Source organism: Vibrio panuliri, from assembly GCF_009938205.1.
Classification (GTDB): Bacteria; Pseudomonadota; Gammaproteobacteria; order Enterobacterales; family Vibrionaceae; genus Vibrio; species Vibrio panuliri.
This window is the reverse complement of the sequence record NZ_AP019654.1, coordinates 2365231-2380474: the sequence shown is the minus strand read 5'-3', so window position 1 is coordinate 2380474 and position 15244 is coordinate 2365231. Positions and strand designations below refer to the sequence as shown.

At 46.0% G+C, this 15244-nt stretch carries 14 protein-coding genes and 1 tRNA gene; 4 read left to right on the top strand and 11 right to left on the bottom strand.

What is annotated here, in order from left to right; translation table 11 throughout:
• Window positions 1–16: 16 nt before the first annotated feature.
• The gene (rnt, locus tag GZK95_RS10730) at window positions 17–679 is read right to left on the bottom strand and encodes a ribonuclease T (protein WP_075708525.1); all 663 of its coding nucleotides are present in this window, start codon (window positions 677–679) and stop codon (window positions 17–19) included.
• A 302-nt stretch (window positions 680–981) separates the two neighbouring features.
• On the opposite strand from rnt, the gene motY reads away from it, so the two are divergent.
• Complete coding sequence (gene motY / locus GZK95_RS10725) at window positions 982–1827, top strand: flagellar protein MotY (protein ID WP_404817697.1); 846 nt, start codon at window positions 982–984, stop codon at window positions 1825–1827.
• A gap of 76 nt (window positions 1828–1903) precedes the next feature.
• On the opposite strand, the gene GZK95_RS10720 is transcribed toward motY, so the two are convergent.
• The gene (locus GZK95_RS10720) at window positions 1904–2341 is read right to left on the bottom strand and encodes a DUF2753 domain-containing protein (protein WP_075708521.1); all 438 of its coding nucleotides are present in this window, start codon (window positions 2339–2341) and stop codon (window positions 1904–1906) included.
• Between the two features lie 125 nt (window positions 2342–2466).
• Window positions 2467–2877 (bottom strand): lactoylglutathione lyase, encoded by a 411-nt coding sequence (gloA, locus tag GZK95_RS10715; protein WP_075715639.1) that lies wholly within the window; start codon window positions 2875–2877, stop codon window positions 2467–2469.
• A gap of 129 nt (window positions 2878–3006) precedes the next feature.
• Here gloA and GZK95_RS10710 point away from each other — a divergent pair, with 129 nt between their 5' ends.
• Window positions 3007–3912, top strand: a complete 906-nt coding sequence (locus GZK95_RS10710) for a siderophore ABC transporter substrate-binding protein (RefSeq protein WP_075715640.1) — start codon at window positions 3007–3009, stop codon at window positions 3910–3912.
• A gap of 37 nt (window positions 3913–3949) precedes the next feature.
• Here the strand turns inward: GZK95_RS10710 and nth are convergent, their stop codons facing one another.
• The 7 genes from nth to rsxA all read right to left on the bottom strand — a co-directional run bounded on the left by nth (window position 3950) and on the right by rsxA (window position 10705).
• Window positions 3950–4585, bottom strand: a complete 636-nt coding sequence (nth, locus tag GZK95_RS10705) for an endonuclease III (protein ID WP_075708515.1) — start codon at window positions 4583–4585, stop codon at window positions 3950–3952.
• A gap of 103 nt (window positions 4586–4688) precedes the next feature.
• Window positions 4689–5378 carry an electron transport complex subunit E gene (locus tag GZK95_RS10700; RefSeq protein WP_075708513.1) on the bottom strand — a complete coding sequence of 230 codons (690 nt, stop codon included), beginning with the start codon at window positions 5376–5378 and terminating at the stop codon, window positions 4689–4691.
• Window positions 5371–6006 (bottom strand): electron transport complex subunit RsxG, encoded by a 636-nt coding sequence (gene rsxG / locus GZK95_RS10695; protein ID WP_075715641.1) that lies wholly within the window; start codon window positions 6004–6006, stop codon window positions 5371–5373. Before rsxG ends, GZK95_RS10700 begins: the two co-directional genes overlap by 8 nt.
• A 7-nt stretch (window positions 6007–6013) precedes the next feature.
• Window positions 6014–7060: an electron transport complex subunit RsxD gene (gene rsxD, locus GZK95_RS10690; RefSeq protein ID WP_075715642.1), complete on the bottom strand. Its 1047-nt coding sequence runs from the start codon at window positions 7058–7060 to the stop codon at window positions 6014–6016.
• Entirely contained in the window at window positions 7060–9531 is a 2472-nt protein-coding gene (gene rsxC, locus GZK95_RS10685) for an electron transport complex subunit RsxC (protein WP_161987210.1), read from the bottom strand. Before rsxC ends, rsxD begins: the two co-directional genes overlap by 1 nt.
• Before the next feature lie 8 nt (window positions 9532–9539).
• Entirely contained in the window at window positions 9540–10124 is a 585-nt protein-coding gene (gene rsxB, locus GZK95_RS10680) for an electron transport complex subunit RsxB (RefSeq protein WP_075708505.1), read from the bottom strand.
• Complete coding sequence (gene rsxA / locus GZK95_RS10675) at window positions 10124–10705, bottom strand: electron transport complex subunit RsxA (RefSeq protein WP_075708503.1); 582 nt, start codon at window positions 10703–10705, stop codon at window positions 10124–10126. The genes rsxB and rsxA overlap by 1 nt, the downstream gene beginning before the upstream one ends.
• A gap of 361 nt (window positions 10706–11066) precedes the next feature.
• Between rsxA and GZK95_RS10670 the strand changes: the two genes are divergently transcribed.
• The gene (locus GZK95_RS10670; protein WP_075708501.1) at window positions 11067–12380 is read left to right on the top strand and encodes an anaerobic C4-dicarboxylate transporter family protein; all 1314 of its coding nucleotides are present in this window, start codon (window positions 11067–11069) and stop codon (window positions 12378–12380) included.
• A gap of 136 nt (window positions 12381–12516) precedes the next feature.
• On the opposite strand, the gene GZK95_RS10665 is transcribed toward GZK95_RS10670, so the two are convergent.
• Window positions 12517–12592: transfer RNA gene (locus GZK95_RS10665), tRNA-Asn, on the bottom strand.
• Between the two features lie 546 nt (window positions 12593–13138).
• On the opposite strand from GZK95_RS10665, the gene uvrB reads away from it, so the two are divergent.
• Window positions 13139–15169, top strand: a complete 2031-nt coding sequence (uvrB, locus tag GZK95_RS10660; protein ID WP_075708499.1) for an excinuclease ABC subunit UvrB — start codon at window positions 13139–13141, stop codon at window positions 15167–15169.
• Window positions 15170–15244: the final 75 nt, after the last annotated feature.

The following is a 15244-nucleotide window of genomic DNA, read 5'->3' as shown; positions in this document are numbered from 1 at the left end:
TAAATTGTGTTTGCGTTTATTGTTGTGTTACTTCTGCTTCTTCATCGACAAGCGGCCAACCACCTAAGGCCTTCCATTTGTTGACGATTCCACAAAATAGCTCTGCTGTTTTTTGTGTGTCATATAGCGCAGAGTGGGCTTCTTTATTGTCAAATTCCATACCCGCTGCTTTGCAAGCTTTGGCCAAAACGGTTTGACCATAAGCCAGGCCGCTTAATGTTGCGGTGTCAAAGGTCGCGAAAGGATGAAATGGGACACGTTTTAGCTTGCTACGCTCACTGGCGGCCATAACAAAGTTATGATCAAAGGTGGCATTGTGAGCGACAATAATCGCACGGCTACAATCTGCCGCTTTTTGCTCTTTGCGCACAAGCTTATAGATTTCTTTCAGAGCCTCTGATTCAGGAATTGCACCACGCAAGGGGCTAAATGGGTCGCGAATACCAATGAAATCAAGTGCCTCTTTGACTAGGTTGGCCCCTTCAAAGGGCTCAATATGAAAATGAAGCGTCGATGCTGGATGAAGATCTCCGTGCTCGTCCATTTGCAATGTAACGGCACAAATCTCAAGAAGAGCATCGGTTTGGGCGTTAAAGCCAGCGGTTTCGACGTCAATAACGACCGGGAAATAACCACGGAATCGTTTTTTTAGCGTCAAAGCTTCATTTTCTAAAGTCATATTGGTTTACATTTGTGTGACAAGGCTTGCATTATTGCAGATTCTAGATGCAATACCAATCAAGATTACTTTGCAATTAAGCAGGGTAAGGGCTCGCTTAGCCAAGTTGTGATCAATATGCGGCTAAATCATCGGCAAACTGAGTCTGAAAGGGGAAAGGTATGAAAAGTTGGCGGGAAATTTGCTTTATCTAGTGGGAATATTGTCGCTGACAAAAAGGCTGGCAAATATGCGCCACCACGTAAAACTCTAGAGTAAAGTAGATAATGAAGAATCGGATTGTTCGCAGCTTAGTCGTAACTATGACTGTCCTTAGCGCCAATAGTTGGGCGATGGATAAGTATTATGGTGCCTCGCCCACGCAATCCCAGTGGCAGATGGTTACAAACACCCCATTACAGTGTCAGCTTGTTCACCCTATTCCAAATTTTGGTGAGGCAGTGTTTACTTCGCATGCCAGCAAAAAAATAAACCTAGATTTTGAGCTAAAAATGAAGCGTCCGATGGGGGAGACGAGAGATGTTTCGCTCGTTTCGATGCCGCCAGCTTGGCGTCCTGGCGATAGTGCTGACAGAATGACTAGCATTCGTTTCTTTAAGCAATTTGACGGTTATATTGGTGGTCAAACGGCTTGGAGTATTTTGAGTGAACTGGAAAAGGGTCGCTCTCCGACCTTCAGTTATCAAGAGTGGCAAAGTCGAGAGCAAAGAATTGAAGTTGCACTCTCTTCGGTGCTCTTCCTGCAGAAATATAACGTTTTTAGTGATTGCATTGCCAATTTGTTGCCGTATAGCTTTGAAGACATCGCCTTCACGATTCTACATTATGATCGCTCTAGCGTTCAGTTAAACAAAGCGTCACAAAAACGATTGGCACAAATAGCGGAGTATATTCGTTACAACCAAGATATTGATTTGGTGCTGGTATCTACGTATACCGGTTCGGAAGATAGTAAGAGTGAAAGCCAAGCCCTCTCGGAGCAGCGTGCCGAGGTGATGCGAGACTACTTCAAGTCAATTGGCTTGCCAGAAGACCGAATCCAAGTTCAAGGCTATGGTAAACGTCGTCCTATTGCTGACAATGCCTCACCACTGGGTAAAGACCGTAACCGACGCGTCGTCATTTCTTTGGGACGCACCCAAGTGTAGATTGGAAATGAGAAAAGCAGCCTTTATAAGGCTGCTTTTTTTATTGGTGGTGACAAATCACCAAATTTTAGGGGGATTAGTTCAACCGGAACTTAGCAATTAAGTTGCAGTTAGTTGCGGTATCAATATCCTGCACCAAGCGAGCAATTTTCGCGTTAGGGTGTCGTTTCATAAATTCAACCAGTGCTTTTTTACAGCAACCCATTGAGTCAACAAAAGCGTCGCAATCCGTATTAGGGCATTGGGGAACCAGCGTTAGTACTTTCTCAGAGGCCAACTTTAGGTACTTAAGCTCATACTTCGTATCACCAATCGTTCGCCAGAATGTCGCAAGATTGTGGCAAGAAATCACTGAAATCATCAACCTATCTTCAACGTCGACTTCAACTGACTCACTAATCTGTTCACTCAAGGTGAGCGCCTGTTGATAGTGCAGCACACAACGTAGATGGTCGTGTTCTTGAAGGGCGATGTCGGCAAGTAAAGTATGTTTCTCCCAGTCTGAAATTTCCATTTCTGCAACCTCTTTATGAAACGTGCACAAAGATTAAATGATAACTATTATCGTGTAAAGTAAAAATAAAAGGACGATAATGACCGTCCTCTTTCTATAATGCTCAGCAATACAACTCGTTATCCTTAAAGACCTGCTGAAGCATGAGAGTTTTGAATCAGTTCGATCATGTAGCCGTCAGGATCTTTTACAAACGCAATGTGCGTTGTCCCGCCTTTCACTGGGCCAGCCTCGCGAGTGACATTACCACCCGCCGCTTTGATTGCATCACAAGTTGCGTAGATGTCATCAACGCCAATGGCAATATGACCAAATGCACTGCCAAGATCATACTCACTGGTTCCCCAGTTATAAGTCAATTCGATCACTGCGCCTTGAGATTCATCACCATAGCCTAAGAAAGCCAGTGTATATTTATACTCAGTATTCTCATTTTTGCGTAATAGCGACATGCCCATCACATCAGTGTAGAACTGAATCGATTTGTCTAAATCACCTACGCGAAGCATGGTGTGTAAGATGCGTCCGTTTGACATTGTTCACTCCCGTGTTGGTTTTATCGGCAGATATTAGCATGATTTCCCGTACAAAAGTCAGGTTGAATATCGCAATGAGCATAGATATATTGAAAAATGATAATGATTATCATTGGAGATTGTTGAATTATGTACAGGTATGTCACTTCACTCGTTTTGGTCTTTTTATCATCACTCAGTTTTGCTAACGAGATTGTGGTAGAACATTTTAAAGGCACGCTGAAACTGGATCACACGCCTAAAAGAGTGGTCGCGATAGGCTATGGTGTGGTTGATGCGTTGGATCAGTTTGGTATTAAGCCTGTGGCGGTGGCGAACGCGACACATTTGCCCCATTACTTACAGCAATATGGTCAGGCTTCTTATCCATCCGCGGGGAGCCATTTTGAGCCTGACTTTGAAAGTATTTATTCGCAAAAGCCCGATCTTATTATCGTTGGGCCAAGAGCCGCGACGAAATATGACGAACTGAGTAAGATCGCCCCAACTTTAGTATTTACCGCGAACCTTAAGCATGATTACTGGGCATCGACACAAGCCCAGTGGCGCAACTTAGGTAAAGTCTTTTCGATTGAGCGACAAGTTGAGCTGAAAATTGCCCAACTTGACCAAAAAATTACGGCAATTAAAGCGTACAATCAGCAACATAAAGTTGATGCAATGACACTATTAAGTGTTGGAGAAAACATTACTTCATTTGGGCAAGACTCCCGGTTTTCTGCGATTTACCAAGACTTTGGTTTTGTCGAAACGGTAGACAGTCTTGAGTCGGGCAGCCATGGTGACTTGGTATCGTTTGAGTTTGTGATGCAATCCGACCCGAGCATTATTCTCGCTATTGACCGCAATCAGCTTGATGCGAGTAGTAATCTTGATATGGCCGATATTCTAGATAATGATTTGGTCAAGCAAACTCGAGCTTTCAAAAATGCGCAAATTGCGATGCTTGATGTTGATGCATGGTATCTCTCAATCGCAGGTGTCAGTGCAACAGAAAAGATGGTTGAAGATATTCAACAAGTCCTCAAATTGTGAATACGATAAGAAAAGGCAGCGTTAAGGCTGCCTTTTCTTATACGTCGGTCTTTTCTTTGAACTCGCAAAGGTCTTCGATAATGCAACTGCCACAGCGAGGTTTACGCGCAACACACGTATAGCGCCCATGAAGAATCAACCAATGGTGGACATCGAGTTTGAACTCTTTTGGCACCACTTTAAGTAACTTCTCTTCAACTTGGTCGACATTTTTACCCACCGCGAACTTAGTGCGATTTGATACGCGGAAAATATGAGTATCAACCGCGATTGTTGGCCAGCCAAAAGCAGTATTGAGTACCACATTAGCCGTTTTTCGTCCTACGCCAGGTAATGCTTCCAGTGCAGCACGATCTTCGGGAACCTGACCTTGATGTTGCTCAATAAGAATACGGCAGGTTTTAATGACATTCTCCGCTTTAGAGTTAAATAGGCCGATGGTTTTGATGTACTCTTTTACGCCATCTACGCCTAAATCAAGCAAGGCTTGCGGAGTGTTAGCGACAGGGTAGAGTTTGTCTGTAGCTTTGTTGACGCTGACATCCGTTGCTTGAGCAGAGAGCAAAACGGCAATTAGCAGTTCAAAAGGGGTGCTCCAGTTGAGCTCGGTTTGTGGATTGGGGTTGTTCTCCCGCAATCGGGTAAGAATTTCGACACGTTTTGTATTGTTCATTTGTTAGCTGCTTCTAGTATCGTTTTTATTATGTTTATTATCTCTGTCCTTGATGAAAGGGCAAAGTATAAAAAAGCTCACTACAAGGAGTGAGCTAGATAGATTAGTTGGTTACACGAGCGCGTTCAATCGCGGGTTTTTCTTGCTTTGGTTGGCGCTGCGCGAGTTTTTTATCGATCACGTTTTTAAGAGCAATCAGAAAACCAACGCCAATAAAGGCCCCCGGCGGTAATAGCGCTAGCAGGAAGCTATTATCGAACTGGAAGATTTCGATACGCAGTGCTCTTGCCCAGTCACCAAGCAGTAAATCCGCACCATCAAATAACGTACCATTGCCAATAATTTCACGCATAGCACCTAGTACAACCAGCACGCTAGTCATCCCCAAGCCCATCCAAAAACCATCAAGTGCGGCTGGTATTGGGTCGTTTTTAGAAGCAAACGCTTCCGCACGACCAATAATGATGCAGTTTGTTACGATGAGTGGGATAAAGATGCCGAGGGATAAATATAAGCCGTAGGCGTAAGCATTCATCAGTAATTGAACGCAAGTGACCAGTGCTGCAATGATCATAACAAATACTGGGATACGTACATCTTTTGGTACATAGTCGCGAACGAGTGATACACAGACGTTAGAACCGACCAGTACCAATAGAGTTGCGACGCCCAAGCCTAATGCGTTGGTAACCGTCGAAGAGACTGCCAGTAGTGGGCATAATCCCAGTAACTGAACTAACGCAGGGTTGTTGTCCCACATACCATTTTTGAATAGCTTCATGTTATCAGCCATGGTTTCCTCCACAACCTCGTGGTTGAGCAAGTAGTTGCTCACGGTTTTGGTTGATGTACTCAACGGTGCGTTTAACCGATTTCACCACAGCGCGTGGTGTAATGGTTGCGCCGGTAAATTGATCGAATTGACCGCCATCTTTGCGTACGTGCCAGCTTGATTCATTATCTGCGGTCACTTGTTTGCCGGCAAAATTTAAAATCCAATCGCTGACACGAAGGTCAATTTTGTCACCTAGCCCCGGTGTTTCTTGATGTGAAAGAACACGCGTGCCGGTAATGGTGCCATCCTGTTTTACACCAACAATAATCTTGATTGCACCGTTATAACCATCAGGGGCGATCGCCTCGAGAGCGATTGCGGTTGGTTGACCTTGTTGGGTTGCAATATAGGCAGGCATTGCTGCTTCAGTGCCAAGAGCTGGGTCTTGTACTAAGGTACAAGCTTCATAGAGCACATTGTCATGCATCTCTTGAGGGATCACTTGATTTAGCACTGACAGCAGTTGTTTTTGCTCTTGCAACTGAATTTGATCTTGCGTGAGGTATTGAGTCAAAGCTACTAAACCTGTTGATGCGCAAGCGAAAATCGCCAGTACGACACCATTTTTACGAATTGCGTTTAACATGCTTACCTCAGTGTCCGTATGTGCGTGGCTTGGTGTAATAGTCGATGAGTGGTACACACATATTGGCAAGCAATACGGCAAAAGCAACACCATCAGGGAAGCCACCCCAACTGCGAATAATGAACACCATCATACCGATAAATGCGCCAAAGATGAGTCGCCCTTTGACAGTCGTTGATGCGGAAACGGGGTCGGTCGCAATAAAGAATGCCCCAAGCATTGTAGCACCAGAGAACAGATGAATAATCGGTGATGCAGTTTGATCTGGTGTGATTAACATGAATAGACCACTGAATACAAACAAGCTCACTAAAAAGCTCACTGGGATATGCCAACTGATCACGCGCAGCTTCAGTAGCGCAATGCCCCCAACCAGATAAGCTAAGTTCACCCATTGCCAACCGATTCCCGCGAATGCAGTGAACTGAGGTTGTGATAAAGCTTCATTGGCGGTGCTACCAGCGACTAATGCGGTTTTGAAGCTGTCGAGTGGGGTCGCCATTGTCACACCATCAATACCGGTACGAATTTGTTGTAAAGATAGCCCTTCAACATTAAAGCCAGTAAAAATTAGTGAGAACGCGTCCGCCATGCTGATGGGTGTTGCTTGCAGTTCAACAGGAGATATCCAACTGGTCATCTGAACTGGGAATGAGATCAGTAGCACCACGTAAGCAATCATCGCTGGGTTGAAAGGGTTTTGCCCAATGCCGCCGTATAGGTGTTTAGCAATCACAATTGCAAACACTAAACCAATGGTGATGACCCACCAAGGAGAAAGCGGTGGAATCGCAATCGCAAGTAACCAAGCGGTAACAAGCGCACTGTTGTCACGCAGAGCAGACATCGGTGGGCGTTTGCGCAGCAACATAACCATTGCTTCTAAGCTCAAGGCAATTGCGATTGCCATAACTAATTGGATCACCGTACCCCAACCAAAAAAGTAGGTTTGGGCAATAAGACCAGGCAGGGCGCAAAGCGCCACCCACTTCATTAGGTCAGGAGTGCTTCTGCGACTATGCGCATGGGGTGAGCTGGCAATAAAGAAGGCCACTACTCTTTCTCCTCAAACTGTTTTTGTTGTTCTTGTTGTGCTTTACGTGCCTTGGCGCGAGCAATTGCAGCGGCAACGGCCGCTTTTTTCGGGTCTTCGCTGGCGGTCTCGCTGGAAGGCTCGGTTTGCTCCGTGGTTTGCTGCTCAGCTTTACGTGCCTTGGCGCGAGCAATTGCAGCGGCAACGGCCGCTTTTTTCGGGTCTTCGCTTACGGACTCGCTGGAAGGCTCGGCTTGCTCCGTGGTTTGCTGCTCAGCTTTACGTGCTTTGGCGCGAGCGATTGCCGCAGCAACGGCCGCTTTTTTCGGGTCTTCGCTGGCGGACTCGCTAGAAGACTCGGCTTGCTCCGTGGTTTGCTGCTCAGCTTTGCGTGCTTTGGCGCGAGCGATTGCCGCAGCAACGGCCGCTTTTTTCGGGTCTTCGCTGGCGGACTCGCTAGAAGACTCGGCTTGCTCAGCGGTTTGCTGCTCAGCTTTACGTGCTTTGGCGCGAGCGATTGCAGCGGCAACGGCCGCTTTTTTCGGGTCTTCGCTGGCGGACTCGCTGGAAGGCTCGGCTTGCTCGGTGGTTTGCTGCTCAGCTTTGCGTGCTTTGGCGCGAGCGATTGCAGCAGCAACGGCCGCTTTTTTCGGGTCTTCGTTGGCGGTCTCGCTAGAAGGCTCGGCTTGCTCAGTGGTTTGCTGCTCAGCTTTACGTGCTTTAGCGCGAGCAATTGCCGCAGCAACGGCGTCTTTTTTGTCTTCAGTCGGTAAAGCGGATTCTTGCTTCTCTGCCTTACGTTCACGTGCTTGGCGTTTACGCTCTTCACGCAATTTAGCCATTTCACTGTTGTCAGGCTCGGTTTGACCTTGCTGCATCGCTTCAGCTTGTTTGGCTTTAGCGCGTGCAATAGCAGCCGCTACCGCAGGTTTAACGGCAGGTTCTTGTTGCTCTGTGCCGGCTTTTTGGGCTTTTACTCGAGCAATGGCGGCGGCGATAGCATCGTCCCCACCAGACGACTTCATCTCTTGGCGGCGATCATCTGCGGCTTTCTTAAAGCGATTTTCTCGTTCAGCCTTATCGCGCTCCATACGGGCTTTTTTGTTCTCAAAGCGTTGTTTTGCGCGATCAGATGCTTCTGCTTCCTCTTTGCGAATTCGAATCTCAGCTTTGGCTTGGCGATAGTATTTTACCAGCGGAATTTCACTCGGACAGACGAAGGCACAAGCACCGCACTCGATACAATCTTTGAGGTTTAGCTCTTCGCACTTATCATACTCTTGAGCTTTAGCATGCCATTGCAATTGCTGAGGCAATAAAGAAGCAGGGCATGCTTCTGCGCATTGCCCGCAACGAATACAAGCCATCTCATACTGATCTGTCGGGATTTCACGACGTGTCGGTGCCAGAATACAGTTAGCGGTTTTCGTGATAGGTACATTGGTGTGTGGCAAAGTAAAGCCCATCATCGGGCCACCCATGATAAGGCGAGGTGCTTTTTTGTCCGCACTATAATCAAACTCGTCAAGCAGGGCTTGAACAGGTGTACCAATCAATGCCCAAACGTTTTGTGGCTGCTTAAACGTATTGCCAGTCAGTGTCACAATACGTTCGATCAGCGGCTCGCCATGGCATACCGCACGTTGAATAGCGTAAAGTGAACCAACGTTTTGCACCAAAAGACCAATATCCGCAGGAATACCGTTATTAGGGACTTCTTTATTGGTCAGAACTTTGATGAGTTGCTTTTCACCACCCGATGGGTACTTCGTCGGGATCACTCGAATTACAATGTCTTTATGTTGCGCGGCAAGTTCTAATGCTTTTATTGCCTGAGGTTTGTTGTCCTCAATACCAATAATCGTTAGCTTTGGCTTTAGAATATGCTCAACAATCTCGATACCTTGTATGATCGCATCGGCATACTGCTGCATCAAAACGTCGTCGGCGGTGATATAAGGTTCACACTCTGCTGCGTTTACGATCAGAATTTCAGTGCGGCCTAAACCTGCTTGGATTTTCTTCGCGGTAGGGAAGCCTGCACCGCCCATACCAGATATCCCAGCTTGGCGAATCACCTCAATTAAGGCTTCAGGCGTCAATGCATGGTAATCAGCGATGACTCGGCGCTCGATCCATTCTTCTTGATGATCGGGTTTGATAACGATGCAAAGTTCGGACAAGCCGGATGGATGCGCTGTTGTTCTTGGCTCGATCGCGGTAACGGTACCTGACGTTGGCGCATGAATCGGAAGCATAAAGCTGGTGTCATACTTAGTTAAAGGCTGCCCCTTAAGTACACGCTCTCCCACCGAAACAATAAGGTTACCCGGTTGACCAATATGTTGCTTAACCGGCAAAACCAACTCGTCAGAGACCGACGCTTTCGCAACTGCCGTTTGTAGTGATTGCTGCTTGTTTTCCGGTGGATGTACACCACCGGGAAAATCCCACAGCGCACCAGTTTTGATTTGTTTAATTAGTGACAACATACCAGCCCTTAGTTTGCATTCGTCTGCTTTTGAGCAGAGTCAGTAATATCAACAACAGGAATCGCATTCATTTGCCACTTCCAGTTCGCTGTTGTGGTTTCGACAGGGATCATCTCAATACAATCCGTTGGGCAAGGAGAGACACATAAATCACAGCCAGTACATTCATCTTTGATCACAGTATGTACTGCTTTCGTACCGCCAACGATCGCATCAACGGGACATGCTTGAATACATTTGGTGCAGCCGATACACATATCTTCATGAATAAAAGCGACTTTTTTCACTGCTTCATCAAGATTGTGCGCAGATTCCGATGCTTCCACACCCATCAATGCCGCTAACTTTTCAATGGTGGCTTGTCCACCTGGAGGGCATTTGTTGATCGCATCGCCATTGGCAATCGCTTCAGCATATGGACGGCAACCAGGGTAACCGCATTGACCACACTGAGTTTGAGGCAGTATTTCATCGATTTGGTTGACGATCGGGTCGGCTTCAACTTTAAAGCGAATTGAGGCAAAACCGAGTATGGCGCCAAAAATAGCGGCCAGTACCGCTAGGGCAATAATCGCAATTAGTATTGAGCTCATTACAGTTTCACCAAACCAGTAAAGCCCATAAAGGCGAGTGACATTAGACCTGCGGTGATCATCGCAATCGAGGCACCTTTAAATGGGGTAGGTACGTCTGCTGCCGCAATACGTTCGCGCATTGAGGCAAACAAAATCAGCACTAGCGAGAAACCAACCGCGGCACCGAAACCGTAAATAATCGATTCGATAAAGTTGTGGTTCTCATTGATGTTGAGTAATGCGACACCGAGTACCGCACAGTTGGTCGTGATAAGTGGGAGGAAAATCCCCAGCAGACGATAGAGTGTCGGGCTGGTTTTATGAACCACCATTTCAGTAAACTGTACAACCACAGCGATGACGAGAATAAAGCTCATCGTACGCAGATATTGCAGTCCAAGCGGCTGCAAAATATAGGTTTCGACAAGATACGCGCACACAGATGCCAGAGTTAGCACAAATGTTGTTGCTAACCCCATACCAATTGCCGTTTCTAACTTCTTAGAAACGCCCATAAATGGACATAAGCCCAAGAACTTCACCAGTACAAAGTTGTTGACCAGCACAGTGCCAACCAACAACAAGAGATATTCGGTCATAGTTTTATATTTAAAGAAATCCGATCCCAATATTATCCCGCTTTGCTTAGTTAATAACAACCAAGGAAAGCTAAGGTTTTAGGTTATTGAATAGAAATTATACGCAAAATACGTGCTAAAAGAGTGGAAAACGTTTTCGCGATTACGGTGCCAAAAGTTGAGAGGATTTTATATTGCTATCTATTGAAGCAATTTTTCTACATATAAATAACAAATGACCTCAACTTGCGAGAGGCACTATGCAAAGTTGTTACGACGTGTTTGCCTCGTACTGCTTATGTGAGCATGTGCTTAAAACTTTTTTGACTAAAGACTTACTATTTGCATGGTTAATTTAAGCTTTCTCATCAAGGAGTTTGATGTGTTTTTAATAGAATTTTTAGTCGTTCTTGGATGTATTTTAATTGGGGCTAGGATCGGTGGGATTGGTCTTGGTGTGATGGGGGGGATCGGCTTGGCCGTTCTCAGTTTTGGTTTCGGGCTCAAACCAACCAGCCCACCTATTGATGTAATGCTTATGATCATGGCCGTGGTTGCAGCCGCAGCAGCGATGCAAGCCGCCGGTGGTCTGGATTACTTAATCAAAGTGGCATCTAACATTCTGCGCAAGAACCCTCGTCAAATCACTTTTATTGCGCCGTTAGTTACTTGGTCATTTACTTTCCTCGCGGGTACTGGGCACGTGGCGTACTCAGTGTTACCTGTGATTGCTGAAGTGAGCCGCCGCAGTGGCATTCGTCCTGAGCGTCCATTGGGGATGGCAGTTATTGCTTCGCAGTTTGCTATTGTAGCAAGCCCAATCGCGGCAGCCGTCGTGGCGTTAGTCGCCTTTTTGGAACCGCAAGGCATTACGCTTGCTGATGTGTTAATGGTGACTATTCCGGGCACTTTCTTGGGACTTGCGTCGGCTTGTTTGTTTGTTAACAAGTTGGGTAAAGAACTAAAAGATGACCCAGAATATCAGCGTAGAATGCAAGATCCTAAGTTCCGTCAAGAGATGGAGCAGGAAGTGCAAATCGAAGAAGTGGAGATTCGTCCTGAAGCGAAAAAGGCAGTCGGTCTTTTCTTATTTGGTGCGCTGACGGTGGTTATCATGGGGGCATTCCCGATTTTACGCCCGAACTTTGATGGTTCGCCAATGGGAATGGCACACACAATTGAGATAATCATGCTGGCAATGGGCGCACTGATCATTTTGATCTGTAAGCCGGATGGCAATGAAATTACTCAGGGATCGGTTTTCCATGCGGGTATGCGTGCAATTGTCGCGATTTTTGGTATCGCATGGCTGGGTGACACCTTTATCGGCGGTCATGATGTCATGGTTAAAGAGGCAGTGTCAGGCATGGTAGAGGTTGCACCATGGACATTTGCTTTTGCTCTGTTTGGTTTATCTGTGATGGTGAACAGCCAAGGTGCCACAACTGCAGTATTAGTTCCTGTCGGTATTATGCTCGGTTTGCCACCAGAAGTGATTATTGCCACATTTGTTGCGGTAAACGGCTACTTCTTTATTCCGAACTACGGCCCAATCATTGCTTCGATTGACTTTGACCGTACAGGCACGACCAAAATTGGTAAGTATATTTTCAACCATAGCTTTATGATTCCAGGTTTGCTGAGCTTAGTCTTCAGCATTATCTATGGCTTTATATTCGCAAATATTGTGTTGTAATTCTGGTCGTATTCAGGCAGCTAAGGCTGCATGTCGATATACTAAAGACGCCTGCGGGCGTCTTTTCTATTTGAGCGGTTTAGACACGCAGAAAAAGAAAAAGCCGCGTCATAAGACACGGCTTTTTCTTGGAATTTGGCTCCTCCTGCTGGGCTCGAACCAGCGACCTGCGGATTAACAGTCCGTCGCTCTACCAACTGAGCTAAGGAGGAATTGCATTAAGCGGAGCGAATCTTATCTACCCACTTTATATGTGTCAATAGAAACCGGGAATAAAAGTCAAAAAAATCACGAAGAAAATGCTTTACTTTTTCTTAAGCCTTGCCGTTATTGGGCTACCATTACTTATCCACTAAAATTGTGGATAAGTATGTTAATTGTCTTTTGATAACTATTTTCGACCAAAATTTAAACGGATTCGATCGTCAAATTGATGTGATTGGATCGTGTTTTGAATTGAGGTATTACAGGTGTTTAACGCTTTTTTTGATCAAAAATTAGACGCAGAACAAGAAAAAGATCGTTTTGTGATTTGAACAAATTTCAGAAGTTTTGTGTATAAGCTGTGAATGTTAAATCGGAGGATTTTGCGTTGGGAGCCTGAGTAGGGTCGAGCATATTATCAGCTTCTAGTGCAGGGATCTAGCTCCAAATCAAAAACAATCGATAAAACTAAAACGCGAGTATCAATTAGCGCTTGAGTCTGTATATTTATACAGACAAAATACAGTCAGTATTAAACAAGAATTGAGGAAGCCATGAGCAAACAGTATGACCTAGTCTCTGAGTATAAGCCTTCTGGAGATCAGCCAACGGCAATCAATCAGCTATTGGAAGGACTCGATGCGGGGTTGGCGCATCAGACCCTACTGGGGGTGACAGGCTCAGGCAAAACCTTCACCTTAGCTAACGTCATTGCCACTGCTCAACGCCCTGCAATTTTGTTAGCACCAAACAAAACGCTTGCCGCGCAGTTGTATGGAGAGATGAAGGCATTTTTCCCTAATAATGCGGTGGAGTTCTTTGTTTCTTACTATGACTACTACCAGCCAGAAGCCTACGTACCAACCACAGACACGTTTATTGAGAAAGATGCCTCGGTCAATGCGCATATTGAACAGATGCGTCTGTCCGCGACCAAAGCGCTACTTGAGCGCAAAGATGCGATTATTATCGCGTCCGTGTCTGCGATATATGGCTTGGGTGATCCCCAATCATATCTAAAAATGATGTTGCATGTTCGTCGTGGAGATGTGATGGATCAGCGCGATATCTTGCGTCGCCTAGCTGAACTGCAATATAGCCGTAACGATGTCGCGTTTGAGCGCGGACAATTTCGAGTACGCGGCGAAGTGATTGATATTTTCCCAGCAGAATCCGACCAAGATGCGGTGCGTATCGAAATGTTCGATGACGAAATTGACTGTATCAGTGTGTTTGATCCACTGACAGGTGTCGTTAAGCAGCGCGATCTACCTCGTTACACGATTTATCCCAAAACGCACTACGTTACCCCAAGAGACAAGATCCTCGAAGCCGTTGAAAACATCAAAGTAGAGTTAGAACAACGCAAGAAGTATTTGTTGGACAACAATAAGTTGCTCGAAGAGCAGCGAATCAGTCAGCGTACTCAGTTTGATATTGAGATGATGAATGAACTGGGGTTTTGCTCGGGTATAGAAAACTATTCCCGTTATCTCAGCGGACGCAGTGAGGGTGAGCCGCCACCAACCTTGTTTGACTACTTGCCGGCAGATGGTCTGCTCATCATTGATGAGTCGCATGTGACAGTGCCGCAAATTGGCGCAATGTTTAAAGGCGACCGTTCGCGCAAAGAGACTTTGGTAGAATATGGATTCCGTTTACCGTCGGCACTGGATAACCGACCGCTGAAATTTGATGAGTTTGAGGCGTTAGCACCTCAAACGATATTTGTTTCTGCTACACCAGGCAACTATGAGTTAGAAAAATCAGATGGCGAAGTTGCTGATCAGGTCGTACGCCCTACGGGACTTTTAGACCCTGAATTGGAAGTTCGCCCAGTGGCAACACAGGTCGATGATTTGTTGTCTGAAATTCGAATTCGTGCGGCAAAAGATGAGCGTGTGTTAGTGACCACTCTCACCAAACGAATGGCAGAGGACCTGACGGAGTACCTCACTGAACACGATGTACGAGTTCGTTACCTGCACTCAGATATTGATACGGTTGAGCGGGTTGAGATTATCCGCGACTTGCGCTTAGGTGAGTTTGATGTGTTAGTGGGCATTAACTTACTGCGAGAAGGTCTCGATATGCCAGAGGTCTCTTTAGTGGCGATACTTGATGCGGATAAAGAAGGCTTCTTGCGATCAGAGCGCTCGTTGATACAGACAATTGGTCGTGCGGCGCGAAATGTTGAAGGCAAAGCCATCTTGTATGCTGATCGCATTACAGGTTCGATGAAGCGAGCAATGGATGAAACCAATCGCCGTCGAGAGAAGCAGCATGCATACAACCTAGAACAAGGTATTGAGCCACAAGCGCTTAAACGCAATATCAAAGATATTATGGAGCTGGGGGATATTAGCAAAGGCCGTAAGCAACGCAGCAATAAAACGGTGCCGTTGTCGAAAGTGGCAGAGTCTTCACAGAGCTACAATGTGCTGACACCGCAACAGCTTGAAAAAGAGATCAGTAAGTTGGAAGCACAGATGTATCAACATGCACAAGATCTTGAGTTTGAACTGGCAGCCGCAAAACGTGATGAAATTGAGCAATTACGCGCTCAGTTTATCAGTAACAGCTGAGCAAGCTTGTGGTAAACCGCAGACAAAAAAATAGCCAATAGAAATCGCTTCTATTGGCTGTCATTTGTGAATACT

Bases quoted from the DNA above. Each gene is read 5' to 3' on its own strand.
- rnt (WP_075708525.1), bottom strand. From the start codon at position 679: ATGACTTTAGAAAATGAAGCTTTGACGCTAAAAAAACGATTCCGTGGT.
- motY (WP_404817697.1), top strand. From the start codon at position 982: ATGACTGTCCTTAGCGCCAATAGTTGGGCGATGGATAAGTATTATGGT.
- GZK95_RS10720 (WP_075708521.1), bottom strand. From the start codon at position 2,341: ATGGAAATTTCAGACTGGGAGAAACATACTTTACTTGCCGACATCGCC.
- gloA (WP_075715639.1), bottom strand. From the start codon at position 2,877: ATGTCAAACGGACGCATCTTACACACCATGCTTCGCGTAGGTGATTTA.
- GZK95_RS10710 (WP_075715640.1), top strand. From the start codon at position 3,007: ATGTACAGGTATGTCACTTCACTCGTTTTGGTCTTTTTATCATCACTC.
- nth (WP_075708515.1), bottom strand. From the start codon at position 4,585: ATGAACAATACAAAACGTGTCGAAATTCTTACCCGATTGCGGGAGAAC.
- GZK95_RS10700 (WP_075708513.1), bottom strand. From the start codon at position 5,378: ATGGCTGATAACATGAAGCTATTCAAAAATGGTATGTGGGACAACAAC.
- rsxG (WP_075715641.1), bottom strand. From the start codon at position 6,006: ATGTTAAACGCAATTCGTAAAAATGGTGTCGTACTGGCGATTTTCGCT.
- rsxC (WP_161987210.1), bottom strand. From the start codon at position 9,531: ATGTTGTCACTAATTAAACAAATCAAAACTGGTGCGCTGTGGGATTTT.
- rsxB (WP_075708505.1), bottom strand. From the start codon at position 10,124: ATGAGCTCAATACTAATTGCGATTATTGCCCTAGCGGTACTGGCCGCT.
- rsxA (WP_075708503.1), bottom strand. From the start codon at position 10,705: ATGACCGAATATCTCTTGTTGTTGGTTGGCACTGTGCTGGTCAACAAC.
- uvrB (WP_075708499.1), top strand. From the start codon at position 13,139: ATGAGCAAACAGTATGACCTAGTCTCTGAGTATAAGCCTTCTGGAGAT.